The sequence below is a fragment of the Paenibacillus sp. FSL E2-0178 genome (genome assembly GCF_038593005.1).
GTDB classification, from domain to species: domain Bacteria; phylum Bacillota; class Bacilli; order Paenibacillales; family Paenibacillaceae; genus Paenibacillus_AQ; species Paenibacillus_AQ phytohabitans.
In genome coordinates this window covers 7882283-7900707 of the sequence record NZ_CP151953.1, presented here as the reverse complement: position 1 = coordinate 7900707, position 18425 = coordinate 7882283, and the positions used below count along the sequence as shown (strand labels likewise).

Sequence of the window (18425 nt, the reverse complement as noted above, 5' to 3'; positions counted from 1 at the left end):
TTTAATTTCCGCGTACAGCCCACTTTCGGCGGAATTAGAGGGATTTTCCCCTTTGATTTCCGCATACAGCCCACTTTCGGCGGAATTAGTGGGATTTTTCCCTTTGATTTTCGTACACAGTCCACTTTCGGCAGATGCAGTGGGACCCCTGATACAAGGACAAGTTCTTCCTTCAGCGGAAACGGATCTGCTCCAATTTCCAAAGAAAAGTATGCAGGGCATTATGCATGTTATATCCACAACAGACGAATATCATAATTTCCTGCATAACAAAAAGGAGCGCAGCCGTTCTGCGCTCCGCACCTCCGCCGCTACTTCTGCTTCCGCTTCTTCCGCTTGCCTCCACCCTTTGTCCCGCCCTGGCTGGAATGCCTGCCGCTCTGATCCGGGCGGTTATGACGCTCCTGTAGCCGTCCCTGATGACGATCCGTCCATTCCTCCGCAGCCTCCATCTGTGCTCTGCCTCCAGGTACTTTAACCTGCAGGGAGGGCTGCCGCCTGCGCCCGGATTCTCTCCCCTTACGCAGTGCCCCCACCGCATAAATGCCTGAGAACACCAGAACAAACATAATTCCCGCGGCCAGACCTCCCCCTTGTCCAGGAATCAGCGGCATGCTGGCGAGTATGGCGACCAGACTACCCATTGCAATCCATGAGCTGTACGGAAAGCCGCGTAACCCGCGCTGGCCCTTGAAGGGTCCTCCGTTGCGCCGGCGCAGCCGGTAGTGGCTGGCCATGATAATGAAGTAGGAGAACAGCAGCGCGAAGCCGCCGGAGCTGACCAGAAACAGGTAGACTCCCTGCGGCAAAAGCATACCCAGTCCCAGCCCGGCCAGCATGGCACCGCCGGAAATGAGGATGCCCCGGTACGGGATATCCGTACGGTCCCGCATCCAGGCCGGAGTATGCCCTTCCTCCGCCAATGAGCGGAGCATCCGGCCCAGGCCGAATACGGAGGCCAGCATCGTTGACAAAATAGCAGACACCAGGACGATATTCATCACTGTCCCGGTCCAGCCGAGGCCATACAGGCTGAGAGCTGATACGAACGGGCTGATCTGCTCAGAGACCAGAGCCCGGGGCAGCAGCAGAAACAATGCGGTCATCGCCGCCAGATAGAGGCTGACCAACAGCAGGATCGTCCGCCGGATCGCTCTGGGGATGGTGACTCCGGGATTGCCTGTCTCCGAGGCTGCCAGTCCCAGCACCTCAAATCCCGCATAGGTAAACATCACCATGAGCATGCTGCCTGCAATTCCGGCGATTCCCCCGGGGAACAAGCTCTGGCCGCGCACAACTTGAATACCGGCTGCAGCTTCGCCCCTGGTTCCAAATCCGGCAACTATAGCCACCGCAATCACAATGAAAGCAACAATGGCCAGCAGCTTGAAGGCTGCCAGTCCGCTCTCCAGCTTGCCCAGCCGTTCTGCCCCGAGCAGATTAAGCAGCGTTACCAGAACAATGATCCCCGAGCCCGCCAGCGCCAGCGGCAGCGCAGGAAACCAGCCCCGCAGCAGAATGGATACTGCCGTCGCTTCACTGGACATCGCGAGCACAAGGCCTGTCCAGTATACCCAGCCGACCGTGAATCCCGCTCCCCGGCCGAACGCCTGCTCAGTGTACGTGCGGAATGAGCCGGGTGCCGGATTCGCCACCGTCATTTCCGACAGCGCGGAGAGGATGAGATACACCAGAACCCCTCCGATTACATAAGCCAGCAGCACAGACGGGCCAGCCGCCCGGATCGCCACGGAAGACCCCAGGAAGAAAGAGCCGCCGACCACGGTCCCCAGTGCGAGCATCGTCAGCTGCCATACAGATAATCCTTTTTTGCCCGGGTTCCCGGACTTCCGCGGCTTCTCCAGCTTCTGCAGCTTATCCAGCCTCGCCAGCTTCTCCACCTGCTCATGCTTCACCTGACTACCTTGTTTTCCTTCCTCCATAATCCTGCCTCCCGGTTTGAGATAACAGAAGTATCTGCATATTCCGGGGAAATTAGCCAGGCTGCCTGAGGGAGAATGATAATTGGCGAGATTCTGCGGGGCTCCCGGTATCCCTTGTTAGTAAGTCTAGCGGCGCGGATACATCGGATAGGGATAAAAAGCTGCCGCCGGCTGCTGGGCTGTGTATGAAGGCATGCCCTTGGCGGCTTTGCCCGCATTCATACCTTCCGTCATACCGTTATATGGCATCACCTGTGCATTGGGATGGAAGGTATTCTCTGCGGCACCGGAAATAACGCATCCCGGAGGTGGACCAAGAATAACCGATTCCTTCAGCGGCGCAACCGCCTTGGCATAATCCTCTTCATTGATACAATAAGCCCGCTGGATCACTTCTTTGGGAACTGCTCGCAGAAAGTCTGACCCATACACGATATCAGGTGTTGGCGCATCGAAGATAGTCAGGAAATGGACCTGGTCGCTCTCAGCCAGAATCCAGTGGAACCAGCCTTTGGGTAAGATGGAGACCTGTCCGGGCTTCAGATGATAGGTCATCAGCTTCTGGGTAAACGGATCGAACACGGAGGTAATCAGCTCGCCGCTGATGACGAACACCATCTCCGTCACATTCGTGTGCCAATGCGGCTGTACAATAAACCCTTTGCTCATATGCGCATTGAAGAACCCGTTCCGGATCGCCGGAAGCTGCTCGCCAAAAAGCTGTGTAATATAGTTATTGGCATCCCGTTTATAGTTAAGTACCTGGTTCGAATCGGCTGCGAGCTTCAGGTCCGGTGCCTGCAATACTGGATCCAGCATTTAATATTCCTCCTATAAGCTTAAGTTTTGTAAGCCTGTAACTCAGCTGGGCAATCGTCCAGATACTTTATGCCGGGGAGGAATCTTTTGACACAGCGGCTTCTATGGCCCAGCAGCATAATCACTCTGACAGGTGAATCAAACGGTGTCGTACGTACGAATCAGATCGCACACCGGGCAGGCGGCTCAGAACCGCTTTTAAAAAAATGTTGAGCGCCCCAATTCAGTTTTTGGACATACCGGTCACCTAGTGACACCCTTCCTTTAACGTCTAATATGATCATTTTCCATTGTAGATAAGAACACAACAAAGGCTGACCCAGGCAGCCATTTCATGGCATACCCGGTCAGCCCACACTTCATTTCATTACCGCTCGAACAGCGTGACGCAGTTGCGTCCTTCCGCTTTGGATTGATAGAGCGCATCATCGCCCAGCTTGTAGATATCCTCCTCGCGGAGCCCGTCGACAAGAACGGCCGCTACGCCGATGGACACGGTAATTCTTCCGTATTCCGGGCTAAGCTCATGCAGAATCCGCAGCTCCGCGATGCTTCTTCTGATCGCTTCGGCATATTCCCGCGACTGCTGAGGGGTGAACCCGGCCACCACAATGCCGAACTCTTCTCCGCCCAGACGGAACGCAACACCGTCAGCCCGTTCAGCTAGCTCATTCAGCAGCTGGCCGACTCTCCGCAATACGGTATCGCCCTCGTAATGGCCGTAGGTATCATTGTATTTTTTGAAATAGTCTATGTCGAGCATCAGGTAGGTCAAATGCCGTTTGTCTGCAGCTGCCTTCTCTACCTCATCCAGGAACAGCTTATTGAAGTATCTGCGGTTATACAGCCCTGTCAGCTCGTCGGTAATCGAGATTTGCTCGATCAGTCCGATATATTTGTTCAATTCCTCGTTGTTAAACTCCAATTCCTTGGTCCGTTCCGCCACGAGCTCCTCCAGATGCTCCTTATGCCGCCGCAGCTCCTCTTCCGCCTTCTTGCGCTCGGTAATATCCTTCACGGTCCCCTGAATGGCCGGTTTGTCCATATACATGATCCGGATGACCTTGTGGATTACGATGACTTCACGGGTCTTGTCCTTATGAACAAGCCGGGTCTCATATTCATCAGGCACCTGCTTGCCTTCAACTCTTCTTGCATAATAATGCGATACTTTCTCCTTCTCGGAGGGGCTAAGGAAGTTCTCGAAGGGCTGATCCAGCATCTCATCCATCTCATACCCCAGCATCTGCGCCAGGGCCTCGTTGACATATTTACACCGCTTGTCCTGGGTAATGAATACCCCGTCCTGCAGATTGTTCACCAGTTCACGGTATTTCTCTTCCGACCGTTCCAGCTCGGTATAGAGGCTGGCATTCTCCAGCGAGAATACCATTTCTCTGGATAACAGATTAATAATCTTCATCCGTTCCTTGGTGAACACGCCGGTAACCAGGTTATTCTCCAGATAGATAATCGCAATCGTCTTATTCTGGTTGATCAGCGGCATACAGACCATCGATTTCGGCTGATGCTTCACAATATACGGATCGTTCACGAACGGTGTCTCCGAAAAAGCATCATTGTAAATCAGGCTCTCCCGGCTCTCTTCCACCTGCCTGATAATGGAGACCGGCAAATTATCCAGCCGGGACGACTCATGAACAGCCACCGAGATTCTATCAGCATCGGCTTTGTATTCACCCTCCACCAGAAGATTCGCCTGGGAGGTCATCAGAATGCAGCCCCGCTGGGCACCGGCATTCTTGATGACAATCTCCATGAGCGCTTCCAGCAGATTGTTCAGCTCAATCTCCTTGGAGATTGCCTGGGAAGCCAGGATCATTGAATTCAGATCAATGCTCTCCGTGTAGTCCGTAACCGTCCGGCCATGGAGGAATTCCTTCGTGTTAATTTTTTTGACTATAGAAGAGTATCGCTCGTTAATGAACCTGATCTTCTCTTTGGCGCCCCAGACCGAATAATAGTATACGGATTGTCTGAGCAAATAAGCGGCGAACTCATTGAACTCCTTATGATAATAGAACCGGGCTGCCAGCTCATTGCTCAGCGCCTTATAGCGTACGAAGCTCCCTTGCTCACTGGTCTCAATCGCCAAATCATAATAGCGGCTTGCCTGATTATCGTTCCCGCTGACTCTGGCCCATTCGGCCTTCATCAGATATTCATGCTGGCGGAAGGTTCCCGGCGCATTCCTGGCCCATTTGCGGACCCGCCCGTACTCTTTACGCATTCTGGATTTAGCCTTACGTTTGCCGTTCACACTTAAATCCTTATAGGCATAAGCCAGATTCAGGAACGTATACAGGGCGAATTCCTCCATAAAAGCAGAACCGGCCAGCGTTCCGATGATCGGGTAGGCCTTATCGATATACTCCAGTGCTTCATGGTGTTTCTCATAAGTGAACAGCAGCTTCATTTTATATATATAATAGATTGCAATTCCCGAATAATACCGTGCTTCTTCCAGCTGGATCAAATAGGCCTCTTCACTAAATGACTCACTGTTGAAGGAAGTCCGGTCCGGCAGCTCGCCTGCGAGACTGCGGAAATACTGGCGGGCCAGCTGCGCTGTGGCAAGCGATTCCTTATATTTCGTATTCTCAATCATAGAAATTGTACGCGTACTCTCCTGAAGCGTGGTCGCGATGTCCATCGACGGGTTCCAGAGATTCACATAGAATGCGGAATGGGCGAGATAGAGCAGATCCCCTGTCCGCAGACTGGCTTCAATCGAGGTGCCGAACCAGTCCTGCAAGGTATCCCAGGGCTCGGTCCAGGAATGGCTGAACAGCGTATATAATACATGTGCCGCGCCTTTCCACTGCAAATCATTGAACCTGTCGTTAATCCTGATCCCGAGCCGCCCGAATTCAAAGGCCCCTTTGGTATCTCCGAAGCCGGACAATAGCATGGCGTATCCGATAAAAGCAAGCGCCGACTCGGGGGAGTTGCCGTATTTCAGGGTCAGGCCCACCTTTTTGAGCACCACCAGTCCAAACAGCGAAGTCTCTCCTGAAATAAAAGATGGCGGGATAAAATTAATCAGCAGCCGCATGACCAGCTTCATCTCCGGATCTTTCATTTCCGGGGACGCAAAAATTCCTTCCGGTGTTCTTCCCCGCAGCGATGCCTTGATCACCAGCAGCTCCTTCAGTACGGAGGCCATTCCCACCTTGGCGGGAATCCGGATTCCCAGCGCCTGCAACCCTTGTCTGCCTGCAGCGATCGATTCCGGCATCATACCCAGATACATATAATGATTAGCCTGCATTTCGTAAATTTCCGCGAGTGCGATTCGGTCTGTAGTATGTTTTTGCAAAAGGCTGCCAGCCTGATCCGCCTGTTCTACATGGTGGGTGAGATAGCCGCATTCCGCATACAGTCTGTAGATCTCCGCAGTCTGCTCCCTGTCCGCCAGCCAAGAATTCTCCGGCAGCAGCAGCATTGCCGCCTCCAGCAGGATGAATGCCGAATCATACCCGTAACCAGCCTTCGCTTTCTGCGCTGCACGGAGATTAAGAGCGATCACATCCTCAATTTCAGAGCGCTCGCTGATAAATTCCAGGCCTTTGTTCATGTGTGCTGCAATATCTACGATCTTGTCCTCGGCATCCCCGTTGCCATAATTCTTCAGCAGAAGACGTCCGATGCTAAGATGCAGCCTTTTCCCCCGCTCAGCGTCAAGCATCTGGTAGAAGGCCTGCTGAATCCGGTCATGGGCAAATTTCAGCCGGATTTCCGTCTGCAGCAGTGCCGTCCCTGCCTCACTCAGCGTCCCGGAGAATATGGCATAGCGGTGGTCCGCAGGAAGAATATACTCCTCGTGTACGGCCCGGCTGATGGCAGCTGCAATCACCTCCGGCGGTTCTTCACCGATCAGGGTAAGCATGCCGTAATCGAATACATTGCCGACGGCCGAGCTTAACATTAAGATCCTGCGGACATCCGCAGGCAGATTCTGCAGCTGACCCACAAGGAAATCAACGACATTCTCATTGACCGGCAGCGCCTCAATCCGCTCCAGATCCCAGTTCCATTCCCCGCTCAGCTTATCAAAAACAAAAAATCCGCGTTTATGCAGATCCTTCAGAATTTCCGTCAGGAAAAAGGAATTGCCTTTGGACCGCTTGAAGATCAGTCCGGTAAGCTTCTGCACTCTCTCCTTACTGCTGTACAATGTGTCAGCGATAAGACTCTGCACATCCTCCTCGTTCAGAGGCTTCAGGTGGATGCGTGAAACCTCACGGCTCTTCTCTATTCTGGCGATGGAGGCAAACAGAGGATGCCCTTCATGAATTTCATTCTGCCGGTAGGAACAGATTACAAACAGCCTCTGCAGATGGTTATCCAGCACCAGCTTCTCCACCAGCTGCAGGCTGGAGTAATCCGCCCACTGGACATCGTCCAGGAACAGGACGAGCGGTTTGTCATTATGGGTGATCCCTTCCACGAACTTGGCAAAGGTCAGGAAGAAGCGGTTCGTCTCCTCGGCTGGATTCAGGGGCTCAACCTCCGGCTGAACGCCGATCCAGGCGGCAAGCTCAGGGATTAACCCGGTAATTACACTGCCGTTTCCGCCCAGCGCCTTGTTCAGCGAACGGCCGATATAACTCTTGTAATCCTCATCCGGGCTCTCCAGCAGCTGGCTGATCAATCTCCGGAAGGCCTGGATCAGCGCGCTGTACGGAATGTTCTTGTTATACTGGTCGAACTTCCCTTCCGCGAACAGCCCTTTCTCCTGGCTGATGGTCTGGTGGAGCTCATGGACCAGTGCCGTTTTGCCGACACCGGCATCGCCTGATACCAGCATCAGCTGCGAGCTTGTTTTGAGGCTGCTGCGGAAAGCATCCCCCAGGCGGGACAGCTCCTGCTGCCTGCCTACAATCTTTTGCGGAATGCGGAAGGTATTCAGGAGGTCCTCCGTACCTATCACGAAATCCTCATGCCCGGCCAGACATTTCTTCAAATCCGCCTTGATTCCGTGAGCGCTGCGGTACCGGTCTTCCGAGGACTTCTCCATAAGCTTCATAATTATAGCCGACAAGCCGCTGGATACACGGCCCCCGCTTGCCTTATAGGGAGGAATAGCCTCTTTGGCAATGATGGAATAGATCTGCTCAAGCATTTCCTGTGAATTAAAGGGCTTAATGCCGGTCATCATCTCATAGAGTACGACGCCCAGCGAATAATAATCGCTCCGGTAATCAATATTGCGGTTCATCCGTCCCGTCTGTTCAGGAGAGATGTACAGCAGGCTGCCTTCAAGCACTCCGCTGTTCTGGAATTCCCGTTTCTCCTTGGACAGCTTCACCGCAAGATCGAAATCAATCACCTGCACAATATCCTGTTCCCGGTTCCAGATAATATTGGACGGCTTGATATCCTTATGGATTACATTCTGCTCATGAATAGAAGCCAGAATATCCACAACCTTGACCGCGAGCTTCAGCAGCGCCTCCTGCCCGGGTTTCTCCTCCGCCAGAACCTTCTTGAGCGAACGCCCGTGGATATCCTCCAGCACCATGATATACAGGCCGTTCTGCTCTTCCAGCTTCAGGGGCCGGATGACCCCCTGTACGGTGTGGCTAAGCTCTGTAAGCAGCCTATATTCCTGCTTGAAGCGCATGACCGCTTCGGTTCCGGTAAATTCCGATTTTAATACTTTTAGAATGACTGTTGCTCCGGTTGTAGCTTCGCTGCATCTGTAAACCGCTTTTATATTATTATCTGAAATGGTTTCCAGTATCTGATAGTTGTCGTTAACAATCATTCCTACTCCACCTTTAGCTCTGTTCTCCCGTGACTTCGATATCGGCGTCGAATTTAAACACGTACGCGGCAATCAGCCAAATAATCCAGCAATTCAGCCCAAAGAATAAATAACCGAAGTATCCGAGAAGCGGCATCTCGGAGAAAATATGAAACTTGTCCAGATAAGGCACGGAATATTTCCAATAATTCGGATTGGTAGGGGCATCGTCATGGAACCACTCACTGCCAAAGTTCCAGAACTCCCAGAAGAAGCCGTTGAATACGGTAGCCAGACCAATCAGCATGACCTTGGACCAGTCCCCGTTCTTAATCGGTGTAAAAGGCGTCCAGTAGCCGGCAAGCGCCATCGCTGCAGACAGCATGGGAACAAGCGCGACCCACAGCACCCAGAACAGCAGATATGGATAATAACCCATCCCAAATGCCAGGATCAGCCCGAGGATATAATAAATGATCAGGAAGACTCCGGATACCTTCAGTTTAGGGCCGTTATTATACCGGGTACGGAAAAAGCGGAAGGTCTTCAGGAGCAGATACCATTCGAAGATGGCCGGAAGAACAGTCGTATAGGATAAGGAGAACCAGAACACATTGCCGAAATTGGAGAACACTTCATTATTGGGATAATACCAGTTCTCGAGTACGAAGAAATTGAGATATTCGAAGGCAAACCAGCTGAAGCAGGAGACCACAGCCAGCAGCTGCATTACCTTGGGCTTGCGCGAGATAATCGAGGCCCCGTTATTTCTTTTATACACCAGTCCGTCCAGAATCAGAATGAATGACCACCAAAGCGGAACAAACGTGTAATACTCCAAGGAAACATGCAGCTTAAGCCGTGCCCACATCAGAAACCAGCTGACCGCGAGGACCGGCAGACTCCACCAGAACCAGACTGGAAAAGGTGTAGCTGCTCCCTTCTGCCGTGGGGCCTCCTGGGTTTTCTTGAAGCCAAACAGCCGGGGGAATACAAAAACCAGCGTAATGATCAGCGCTACAACACAGGCCAGAGAGAAATAAAGCAGGCTGAATCCGGGGTCAGCTTCCACCTTTAGGGCAGGAAAGTCGCCGTAGCCGGGGGGCAATCCGTGCCATTTCGCCAGACTCCCGAATAACGGAAGCAAGAAGATCAATCCAAAAGTAACGATCAGAAATAGTGTTTTTTTCCATGTTTTCATTGTGCAATACCCCGCTTATGTATGTAGTTGAAAAGTCGAAATTTGTTGATATTCGCTACTATTCGATAACCCTCCAGATTATTCCTGCTGACGGCACACAAAAAGATGCCCCAACGTCCACTTCCATGACGTATGGAGCATCCCGTGTGAGGTTTCTATACAATTACCCCTCCAGATCGAGCTTCATGCTTAGCGAACGTATCCCGCGCTCTTCTTCCTCTTCCCCAATCGGCACAAAGCCTTGGGAAGCATAGAAACCAATTGAATTCGGGGATGAATTCACGGTAATTTGCCGGACCCCGTCTGCCTTCATCTTGTCAACCGCATGCTGCAGCAGGATCCGGCCGATCCCGGTTCCTTTGTGTGCATTCTTCACGAACAGCAGCGAGATGTGATTATTGTTGCGGAGTTCTATGATCCCTGTAACCCCCGGCCCGGACGTGGTGATGAATATCTCATGATCCTGCTGCATGCGCTTACGGATCGCGGCAAGTTCAATATACTTATAGAATTCAATAACACCCTGCGCCGAATAGTTAACGGAAATATGTATATCAAACGCCTCGCGGATTAAGGGAGTAATCAGCTTCTCCTCACCGGGCATCAACTGTCTGATTGCTATAGCTGTCATACGGCAAGTCTCCTTTATTCTGACTGGATGCTTCAACCTTCTAAGAATAGCATAATTTAGGGAAATTCGCCCAGTATTTAAGAAATAGAAAAGACAGTCCGCTTCTTCCTGCGGAAACTGCCCATTATACACCATTTCCGCCATGATCTAAGCGATAATTCAAAATTGTTGTGCGGGTTAGCTGGCTTGCGGCTTAATGATTTGCTCCAGCACGGCAACGATCATCTCATGATCCTCCTCACCGGAAAGCCCGGACACGGATATGGTTCCGGCCGCTCCGGCATCCCGGATCAGAAGCGGGAAGCACCCGCCTTCGGCGGCGTATTCCATCGGATCGACAAAAGCATTCTCCTGAATTGTGGTATTCCATGATTTATACAGCACATTCATATAATAGGAGCTGTGTCCGAAATGGTTCACTACATTGATTTTGCGGGCGATCCAGCGGTCATTGCCGGGGCCGTTCTCATCCATTTTGGCGTGAAACAGCACGGTTCCGTTCTTCCGGATATCCACCGTAATCTGCTTGTCCATGCTCTGCGCTCTGGCCAGAATTGCGCTGCCCACCTGGATGGCTGTCTGATTGCTGAACGCGCTGAACTGCAGCTCCTGTTCCTGCTTAAGTATCTGCTCCAATAATGGGGTGTAGTCTTCCATAATCAACACTTCCTTAGTCCGGTTATAGTTGTAGTAGATGGATCTAATGCAGTTAATCGGGTCATTTGAGATATTCAAGTTTGGTTAAAGGCAGACCCAGGAACAGCGCATAGCGCTCAGCGGCCTGCTGCACTCCTTCTATTCCCTTGTGATCCAAGGGGGCGAAAGGGGTTATGAACAGCTCGACACTTTTTTTCTTAATCGTCCGCTTCCAGGTTCCGGCTACCCGCCCGTCAGCTACCACCGTCGCCAGGAAGATGCCGTTATTGCCCGGCACGATCAGCGGGAACGACTCCGGCTCCAGCACGGCACTCCGGTCTTTATAGCCGAGAATATATTCATCGAACCCGGCCAGCAGATGAACACCGGCAGGCTCTGCTGCCGTTACTGCAGCAGGATCAGGCATCCAGTATTCACTGCCGTCAATCACTTCCGGTTGCAGACTGCTCCGCACTGCCTCAAGACCTGCTCTTGCATCCGTTAACGTCAGCCCTGCCCACCAGGCAAAGTCCTGCACAGTTGCAGGCCCATGCGCCGTGAAATACAGCGAGGCCAGTTCATTCAGTGACTCCTCAAATGAAAGCTCACGCGAGTATTCCACCCATTCATCCAGCAGAACGAATGTCTGCTGCTTGCCGCTACGCGGACCAAAGCAGATCAGGCCGTTATACGCACTATGCCATAGAATGTGATAGCCGCGCTGGCCGGAGATGCTGATGCCCTGATCCTCCAGCAGCTTCAGCAGCTCGGGACGCGGGAGCTGGCGTCCGCCCTTCAGTGCGTTATAGATGATCTTCCGGCAGCGCTCCAGGATCTTGTCGTCAAGTTCAAGCTGGGTCAGTCTGGCTGCCGCCTGACGCAGAATGCGCGGGGCACAGAGCTGAAGCATCCACTTCGCATTCTCCGGCGGCACGAAGTGAAGCGTCCCGCGCAGCGTCCAGGTCAGCAGCAGCTTCCTGTCCGCGATGGCCTGCTCAACCTCTATTAATCCTGCTGATGGTGTTCGCAGCCCTATAGCCCAGACGGCCTGCATATAATCCTGAGCCTGCATCGCACCGAACGCACGCACCACTTCTCCGGGCTGAAGGGATGGAGGCTGCTGAATCCGCTGATGCATCAGCCGCTGATCTGCAATACGCTTGCTCATCACAATCATTCTCCTCTGCTGTCCCTGGTACTTTCCTCCAGTATAGGTATCTGCCTATCTGCTGTCCATCTCCAATAAGTAAGCTGCTGGTAGAGCGGCCGGCAATTTGCATCCGCAAGTATAACTCTTTTGCAGGTAAAAACTGTATTATGGCGAATTATACATTCTAAATAAACCTCACTGTAGACAACAATGTTGTACGTTTTACAACTTTGAATCACTGATAGCCGGGTGTTCGGGAAGATTGTTGTATGAAATACAAGAATAATCCTGCTAAGCCGCTTGGAGACGGTGAAATCCTGCTTTTTATACAACAATTTTGGATTTTGGCCGATAGGATGAGGAAAATGTTGTACTATGTGCAGGATTCTATAAACAACCTCCTGATCTCTGCCTCAGAAGTCGATGAATCAAGGACTTCCTGCGGCAACAGCTGCCCCCGGAAGTCCAAATTTCCACAGGGTGAAGGAGTACAAATCACTAAGACATACGGGGTGAATCATTTGCAGCAATTCATGATTGGTCAATACGGAGGATTCGATTACAGCAAATTCCGCAAGGATTTCAAAGCCGGATTCTATGGAATCGAGGCCTGCTCCTTCAAGTCAGAGGAAGATTGCCTGAATCTGATCGCTGAAGCGCAGCAACACCAGTTTCACACCGGTGTCCATTTCCCGCTGCGCGCCGATCCTGCGCGGCTGCGGGACGCCTTGTTCCTCTCGCCGGATGAGTATGAGCGTGCGGAAGCGTTCCGGCACATCCAAGAAGAGCTGGATTATATGGTCAACCTCCGTCCGGGATATGTATTATTTCATTATCCGAAGCCGGTCATCCTGGATGACCGCGTGGACTGGCAGCAATGGCGGTTCAGTGACCGCCGGGAGTACATCTATGAGAGTGAAACCTCTCTGGAAGAGCTGATCCGGCACAGTGAGTATCTGTTCGACTGGCTCAGCCGGAAAGGACGAGAGTATCATTTCCAGCCTATTTTGGAATTCGACGGACTGAACAGCTATGTCTATAATCAGGATTTTCTGGAACGTCTATTAGTGAGGTATCCTGATATTAAGCTGTGTCTGGATACAGCCCGGCTGTATCAGCAGGATAGGTTTGACCCCAATTTCGATGCCCGGGCGCTCCTGAGGAGATACACCAAATACGCAGCACTAATCCATCTGTCGACTGTTCAGGTCAAGGACACCGTCCGGCACAGCCATTACCCGGCACTCCCGGAACTGAGTCCCGCAGACGGCTGGGCACCTATTGAAGACTATCTCCGCATCATCCGCGAGGAGAACAGCGGAGTGAAAATCATGTTCGAGCACCGCTCAGACCTCATCACAACAGAGCAGCTGGAGCGTTGTTATGCATGGGTGGATGGCATTCTATCCGGGGCTGCTGAAGCTTCCGGAGCTTGATATTGCTTCAAAAGAGTCTGACTGCAAGTCCCTCCCGCTCCCTGTTCGCCCATTCTTCTTCCGTGGCGAAGGGCGGCCGGACAGGCCAGTGTTTCTCCAGATTGTATTTGTAGATACAATACGCGAGCGGTATGCAGGCCATCATAGAATCTCTGGCATGCGGATTGGCCTTCCCTGCCGCATCCAGTGTTCCAAGCGCAGACTGCGCCGTGACCGTTATCGCGAATGTTTCGTCCACCAGCGCTTTGAAGCGGGTGCCGATCTCCGCGGGCGCTGCCGGATCACTGCTTTTCAGCTGCAGGGTCTTCCAGCCATGACTCGGGTATACCTCATACAGCCGCGAAGCATGATCCCGTACTTCATCGAAGGGGTAAACGGATACCGCCTCCCGCAGATTAAACAGCAGCTTCCGTCCGCCATACAGCATTCCGTGCATGGCAATCGGTGTCGAAGAGACCGGGCTTTTGGCCTGCAGCGCAATGTCTGTCACCCGCATATCCCGGCTGTTCCTGCCGCTGTGTATCACCCCAAACCGCTGCTTGAAGGACTCGCGGGTATCGTCATAAGCCCCCTTCAGGAAATTGTCCCATGATGAATGATATTGTTCCTGCAAATAATAGTCCGGTATTGAAAATGGAAAGTCGAGGCCCCAGGGGGCCTGGCTTGAGCGGATATAATACGCCAGATCCAGCCTGTCTTCACAGCTGAACACCCGCTCTACCGTTAATTCCCCCGCCTCCAGGTTCCCTTCAGTCACGTAAATTTTGCCCTCCGGATTCTTCGCTCCGCTGAAATCACAGCCATATATTTTCACAGCATAGTCCTCCTGTAATTCTTGTCTCCACTTGTTTCCCTATCTTAGAGTCTGCCAAGTATATTTGTAAATAGACAGGCACATGATACAATATGACAGAACCGTGCCTGCCTTAATTTAACACTAGAGGAGTGACGCATGTGGCAATTGATATTTACTTGAATTTCAACGGAAATACCCGGGAAGCTGTTGAATATTATGCTGAAGTATTCGGGACCGAACCTCCGCATATTATGACTTTCGGCGAAGCTCCTCCCGATCCTTCCCACCCTCTGCCGGAAGAGGCCAAGCACCTGGTGATGCATGCCAATCTGAGAATTGCCGGCAGCACGGTAATGTTCTCGGATGTATTTCCTGGAATGCCTTTTGTGGAAGGCAATAACATCAACCTGACGCTGATGGATACGGATGAAGATAAGATCAAAGACTGGTTCCATAAGCTTAAGGAAGGCGGCACAGTCAGCATGGAGCTGCAGGAGACGTTCTGGAGCAAATGTTACGGCAGCCTGAAGGACAAATTCGGCATCTACTGGCAGGTCAGCCACGATAACGGCCAGAACGGCTAACAATTCCAGCATTAACATATCTTTTATATACAACAAAACCGGTTAGGATATGTTGAATCTTCCCCTTGGGAGGGCGGCATATCCTTTTATTATTTGCTCTTAGCCCTCTCCCTTACGAAGTTGTAACCCAATTGTTAATGCGCTTACATCATGTTATGTGTTTTAATTGAACTAACGTTTATGTACACATCCTACTGTAAAGGAGACTAACCTATGGAAATATCCTCTTTTTTGCTGCCCAAAGATCAGGTGGCGTTTATCACTTCCTCGATCTCAATGCGGGAAGCGCTGGAGCAGCTGGAGAATCATTATTACTCGGCCATTCCGATTATTGACGAAGAAGGCAAATATGTTGGGACCTTGTCGGAGGGCGATCTGCTATGGAAACTGAAGAACACCGAGGGTCTTAGCTTTGAGAATATGACCGGGGTGACTGTGGGCACCATTCAGCGTCATGTGCATAACGAGAGTGTAGAGATTCACGCACAGATGGAGGATATGCTGACATTGGCCGCAGACCAGAATTTCGTCCCTGTGGTGGACGGAAGCGGGATCTTCCTCGGCATCATCCGCCGCAAGGATATCATCGAGTATTACACCCGGAATATTACCGATTAACCTCATAACGCCGCATTAAGTGATCCATTGTTCATCCGCAGCAAAGGCAAAGGCAGGACTGTCCTCCGAAGGACGGCCCTGCCTTTGTTCAAGTCAGCAAGTCTATATAATCTCAAACACATGAGTCAGCCGGGTCAGCTCAAAAATCTTCCGGACATTGTCATTCATCCCCGTCAGCCTAATGGTGCCGCCAGTCTCAACACATTTCTTGTAGGAGCTGACAATCACGCCAAGTCCGGTGCTGTCAATGAAACGGCAGGTCCCGAAATCAAGCAGGAAGCTTGAATGGCCGCCAAGAATATAATTCCGAACTTCTTCTCTGAAATGTCCGGCTTCCTCAACCGAGAACAGCTCCGGCATCTCAATAATAATCTCGCTCAAGCTACTCACCCCTGATTATAAATTTCTCAACAAGAATCTCCAGTTCATTAGCCATAGCACTGATCTCTTGCGCGGAAGCCGCGAAATTATTGACCGTTGCCGCCTGCTCTTCCGTTGCACTGGATACATTCTCTGTATTCGCTGCCGCAAGCTCCGAGATCGTGCCCATGGAATCAATCAGCTTAATAATCTGATCAGAGGTTGCTACTTCATCTCTGGTAATATCCAGAATCTCCTGCACATTCTCTGTAATCCTCTCAACAGACTGAATGATATGCACGAATGCGCGGTCCGTCTCATTCACAATGCTTACGCCGCTCTCTACCGCCTCTGCAGCGCCTCTCATGGAATCTACAGCCTGGGTAATCCGCGTGACCATCTCACTAACCAGACCCGTAATCTCGCCGGCCTGGGTATGCGTCTCATCCGACAGCTTCCGTACTTCACCGGCCACTACACTGAAGCCGCGGCCATGCTCACCGGCACGCGCTGCTTCGATGGCAGCATTCAGGGCCAGCAGATTGGTCTGCTGGGCGATCTTGTTAATTGTTCCGATCATTGTGGATACCTTCTCTGACAACCCGCTGACCGTCAGCAATAGCTCTTCCGTCTCTTGGGTGCTGCTGTGAATCGTATCCATCGCCTGCACTGTACTGATAACTCTGGCTCTGCCTTCCTGCGCTGCCTGATTCGTGTTATCGGCATTACCGGAGGTAGCCGACGCTTTACTCTGCGCCAGCTGCACCAGACTGGATAGCTGCACAAGCACCTGGGAAGCATTGATTACCGACTGGTTATTGTTCTCGGCTCCGGAAGCAATCTCCTGGGTACTGGAGCTAATCTCTTGAATCGATGCGCTGATCTCCTCTGAAGAGGCTGCCATTTCCTCGGACATGGAGGTTAAGGATACCGAGCCTGCTCTTACCTTCTCGATAATGGCCTCCTGCTTGTCAATCATGGTGTTGAATGATTCACTCAGCGTCTGCAGCTCATCTCCGGAGCGGATTGAGGTATGAACGGTCAGATCCCCGTCACCAGCCCGGCCCATGGCTCTCTCCAGCTTCTTGATCGGATTCACAATATTACGTGTGGTAAAGTAATATGCAGCCAGCATGGCAACGACGATAAAGCCCAGAATAATAATCAGCGTAGTATTACGGATTTCGTCCGCCGGAGCCATATAATCCTGTACATTGGCCGTTGTAGCTACTACCCAATTGCCTGCGGGCTGAAAGGAAACATATTTACGCACGCCTTCATAGGTGTAGAAGCCGTGTGCGGTTTCTCCGGCCTTCATCAGCCGGACCAGCTCATTCAGTTCAGCATTGCTGTTGCCGTCCAGATTCTCCTTCAGGACTTTGTCCTGCTCAGGATGCGAGACGATCAGGCCGGTACGGTCAATCATATATCCGTAGCCATGCTCTCCAATCTTCACCCCGGTTACCGGGGAAGTGATATTCTCAAACAAGGCGGTACCGATTAATACGCCTGTAATCTGATCATTTACCCGCAGCGGTCTGGCGATCGCTACGATGTATTGATTCGTCTCCCGCGACAGAATAACTTCACTGACGGCGTCCTTGCCTTGCAGCGCTTCCTGGAAGTATGCACGGTCCGATACATCAAGCCCGGGTGATTCGGAGCTGCTGGTAATCAGCGCCTTACCGTGTGTATCGGCGATGATCAGCGATTCCAATAGCTTGGCGTTGTCTTTTTGCACACCGGATATGTAATTAAATGCTGTGTTTCTTAAGGATGCAGCAGAAGGATTCCCGGCGAAATCGGCCAGCGCGCTGTTCCTGCTGGTGATGCCCAGATCATTGCCTACCGCTTCCAGCTCGGCATCTACCGCTCTGGCTGTAGAATTAGTAGTCCCTCTTAATTCCTCTTCAATCGTCTTCTGCAAGGCTCCCGAAGCCAGCTGATAGGATACAGCCCCGGATATGCCCAGCGGTACGCTGATAATCAGAAATAACAGGATACTCATTTTGACTTTCAAGCTTAATTTCACCGAATTCTCCCCTTTGTAATTCTATGAGGGACAGATACTTTTGCTGATGTACATCGTATTATGTATCATCTCTGCACTGTCCGAGAAACAGCGGATCAGGTATAAACCCCTTCCCCCTTCTTCCAGTAACTCATCGCTCCCGATAGCCTCCGGGAACACCAGTCCGCTGTCCCCGGCCCCCGAATCCTCTATCTGCAGCTTAAGCAGCTGATCCATTAGCAGATACCGGATGGTAATCGGTTTGCTGCAATCACTGAGGTTCCCGTGGTAATAGGCATTGGTTACCGCTTCGATCAGAATCAGGCGGATATCAAACGCATAGGCTTCTAAGTCAAGCTCCTGAATGATTCCGTCAATAATCATCTGATGACGCTCCAGACCGTGAAGCATCACTTCCTTATGAATAGCTCCCATGACTCACTCCTTATAAGTTCTGAAATCATCGTCCC

The 18425-nt window shown here is 51.7% G+C and carries 14 protein-coding genes; 3 read left to right on the top strand and 11 right to left on the bottom strand.

The window, feature by feature from the left end; translation table 11 throughout:
* Nucleotides 1–311 precede the first annotated feature (311 nt).
* From MHI42_RS34015 to MHI42_RS33985, 7 genes are all read right to left on the bottom strand, one after another.
* Nucleotides 312–1943 (bottom strand): amino acid permease, encoded by a 1632-nt coding sequence (locus MHI42_RS34015; RefSeq protein ID WP_342422036.1) that lies wholly within the window; start codon nt 1941–1943, stop codon nt 312–314.
* A gap of 126 nt (nt 1944–2069) precedes the next feature.
* A complete protein-coding gene (locus MHI42_RS34010) occupies nt 2070–2762 on the bottom strand; it encodes a cupin domain-containing protein (RefSeq protein ID WP_342422035.1) in 693 nt (230 codons plus the stop codon).
* Between the two features lie 367 nt (nt 2763–3129).
* Nucleotides 3130–8553 (bottom strand): diguanylate cyclase, encoded by a 5424-nt coding sequence (locus MHI42_RS34005; RefSeq protein ID WP_342422034.1) that lies wholly within the window; start codon nt 8551–8553, stop codon nt 3130–3132.
* Nucleotides 8554–8566: 13 nt separating this feature from the next.
* Entirely contained in the window at nt 8567–9733 is a 1167-nt protein-coding gene (locus MHI42_RS34000; RefSeq protein ID WP_342422033.1) for a small-conductance mechanosensitive channel, read from the bottom strand.
* Between the two features lie 163 nt (nt 9734–9896).
* Nucleotides 9897–10364 (bottom strand): GNAT family N-acetyltransferase, encoded by a 468-nt coding sequence (locus MHI42_RS33995; RefSeq protein WP_171716578.1) that lies wholly within the window; start codon nt 10362–10364, stop codon nt 9897–9899.
* A 177-nt stretch (nt 10365–10541) separates the two neighbouring features.
* Nucleotides 10542–11021 carry a heme-degrading domain-containing protein gene (locus tag MHI42_RS33990; RefSeq protein WP_042138453.1) on the bottom strand — a complete coding sequence of 160 codons (480 nt, stop codon included), beginning with the start codon at nt 11019–11021 and terminating at the stop codon, nt 10542–10544.
* Between the two features lie 61 nt (nt 11022–11082).
* Nucleotides 11083–12168 (bottom strand): winged helix DNA-binding domain-containing protein, encoded by a 1086-nt coding sequence (locus tag MHI42_RS33985; RefSeq protein WP_246354200.1) that lies wholly within the window; start codon nt 12166–12168, stop codon nt 11083–11085.
* Nucleotides 12169–12662: 494 nt separating this feature from the next.
* Between MHI42_RS33985 and MHI42_RS33980 the strand changes: the two genes are divergently transcribed.
* Entirely contained in the window at nt 12663–13586 is a 924-nt protein-coding gene (locus tag MHI42_RS33980; protein WP_342422032.1) for a TIM barrel protein, read from the top strand.
* A gap of 7 nt (nt 13587–13593) precedes the next feature.
* Here MHI42_RS33980 and MHI42_RS33975 read toward each other — a convergent pair whose 3' ends face one another.
* Nucleotides 13594–14400 carry a hypothetical protein gene (locus MHI42_RS33975; protein WP_342422031.1) on the bottom strand — a complete coding sequence of 269 codons (807 nt, stop codon included), beginning with the start codon at nt 14398–14400 and terminating at the stop codon, nt 13594–13596.
* A 140-nt stretch (nt 14401–14540) separates the two neighbouring features.
* On the opposite strand from MHI42_RS33975, the gene MHI42_RS33970 reads away from it, so the two are divergent.
* Together MHI42_RS33970 and MHI42_RS33965 are read left to right on the top strand one after the other, a co-directional pair.
* Nucleotides 14541–14966 carry a VOC family protein gene (locus tag MHI42_RS33970; RefSeq protein WP_171716581.1) on the top strand — a complete coding sequence of 142 codons (426 nt, stop codon included), beginning with the start codon at nt 14541–14543 and terminating at the stop codon, nt 14964–14966.
* 213 nt (nt 14967–15179) lie between these two features.
* Nucleotides 15180–15584: a CBS domain-containing protein gene (locus MHI42_RS33965; RefSeq protein WP_039293958.1), complete on the top strand. Its 405-nt coding sequence runs from the start codon at nt 15180–15182 to the stop codon at nt 15582–15584.
* Nucleotides 15585–15686: 102 nt separating this feature from the next.
* Here MHI42_RS33965 and MHI42_RS33960 read toward each other — a convergent pair whose 3' ends face one another.
* The 3 genes from MHI42_RS33960 to MHI42_RS33950 are packed head-to-tail and all read right to left on the bottom strand — an operon-like array spanning nt 15687 to nt 18390.
* Nucleotides 15687–15974: an STAS domain-containing protein gene (locus MHI42_RS33960; protein ID WP_341066891.1), complete on the bottom strand. Its 288-nt coding sequence runs from the start codon at nt 15972–15974 to the stop codon at nt 15687–15689.
* Complete coding sequence (locus MHI42_RS33955; protein ID WP_342422030.1) at nt 15967–17976, bottom strand: methyl-accepting chemotaxis protein; 2010 nt, start codon at nt 17974–17976, stop codon at nt 15967–15969. The genes MHI42_RS33960 and MHI42_RS33955 overlap by 8 nt, the downstream gene beginning before the upstream one ends.
* A gap of 21 nt (nt 17977–17997) precedes the next feature.
* Complete coding sequence (locus MHI42_RS33950; protein ID WP_042138462.1) at nt 17998–18390, bottom strand: ATP-binding protein; 393 nt, start codon at nt 18388–18390, stop codon at nt 17998–18000.
* Between the last annotated feature and the right edge of the window lie 35 nt (nt 18391–18425).

Coding starts and splice junctions, on each gene's coding strand:
- MHI42_RS34000 (WP_342422033.1), bottom strand. CDS start 9,733: ATGAAAACATGGAAAAAAACACTATTTCTGATCGTTACTTTTGGATTG.
- MHI42_RS33950 (WP_042138462.1), bottom strand. CDS start 18,390: ATGGGAGCTATTCATAAGGAAGTGATGCTTCACGGTCTGGAGCGTCAT.
- MHI42_RS34005 (WP_342422034.1), bottom strand. CDS start 8,553: ATGATTGTTAACGACAACTATCAGATACTGGAAACCATTTCAGATAAT.
- MHI42_RS34010 (WP_342422035.1), bottom strand. CDS start 2,762: ATGCTGGATCCAGTATTGCAGGCACCGGACCTGAAGCTCGCAGCCGAT.
- MHI42_RS33985 (WP_246354200.1), bottom strand. CDS start 12,168: ATGAGCAAGCGTATTGCAGATCAGCGGCTGATGCATCAGCGGATTCAG.
- MHI42_RS33995 (WP_171716578.1), bottom strand. CDS start 10,364: ATGACAGCTATAGCAATCAGACAGTTGATGCCCGGTGAGGAGAAGCTG.
- MHI42_RS34015 (WP_342422036.1), bottom strand. CDS start 1,943: ATGGAGGAAGGAAAACAAGGTAGTCAGGTGAAGCATGAGCAGGTGGAG.
- MHI42_RS33990 (WP_042138453.1), bottom strand. CDS start 11,021: ATGGAAGACTACACCCCATTATTGGAGCAGATACTTAAGCAGGAACAG.
- MHI42_RS33965 (WP_039293958.1), top strand. CDS start 15,180: ATGGAAATATCCTCTTTTTTGCTGCCCAAAGATCAGGTGGCGTTTATC.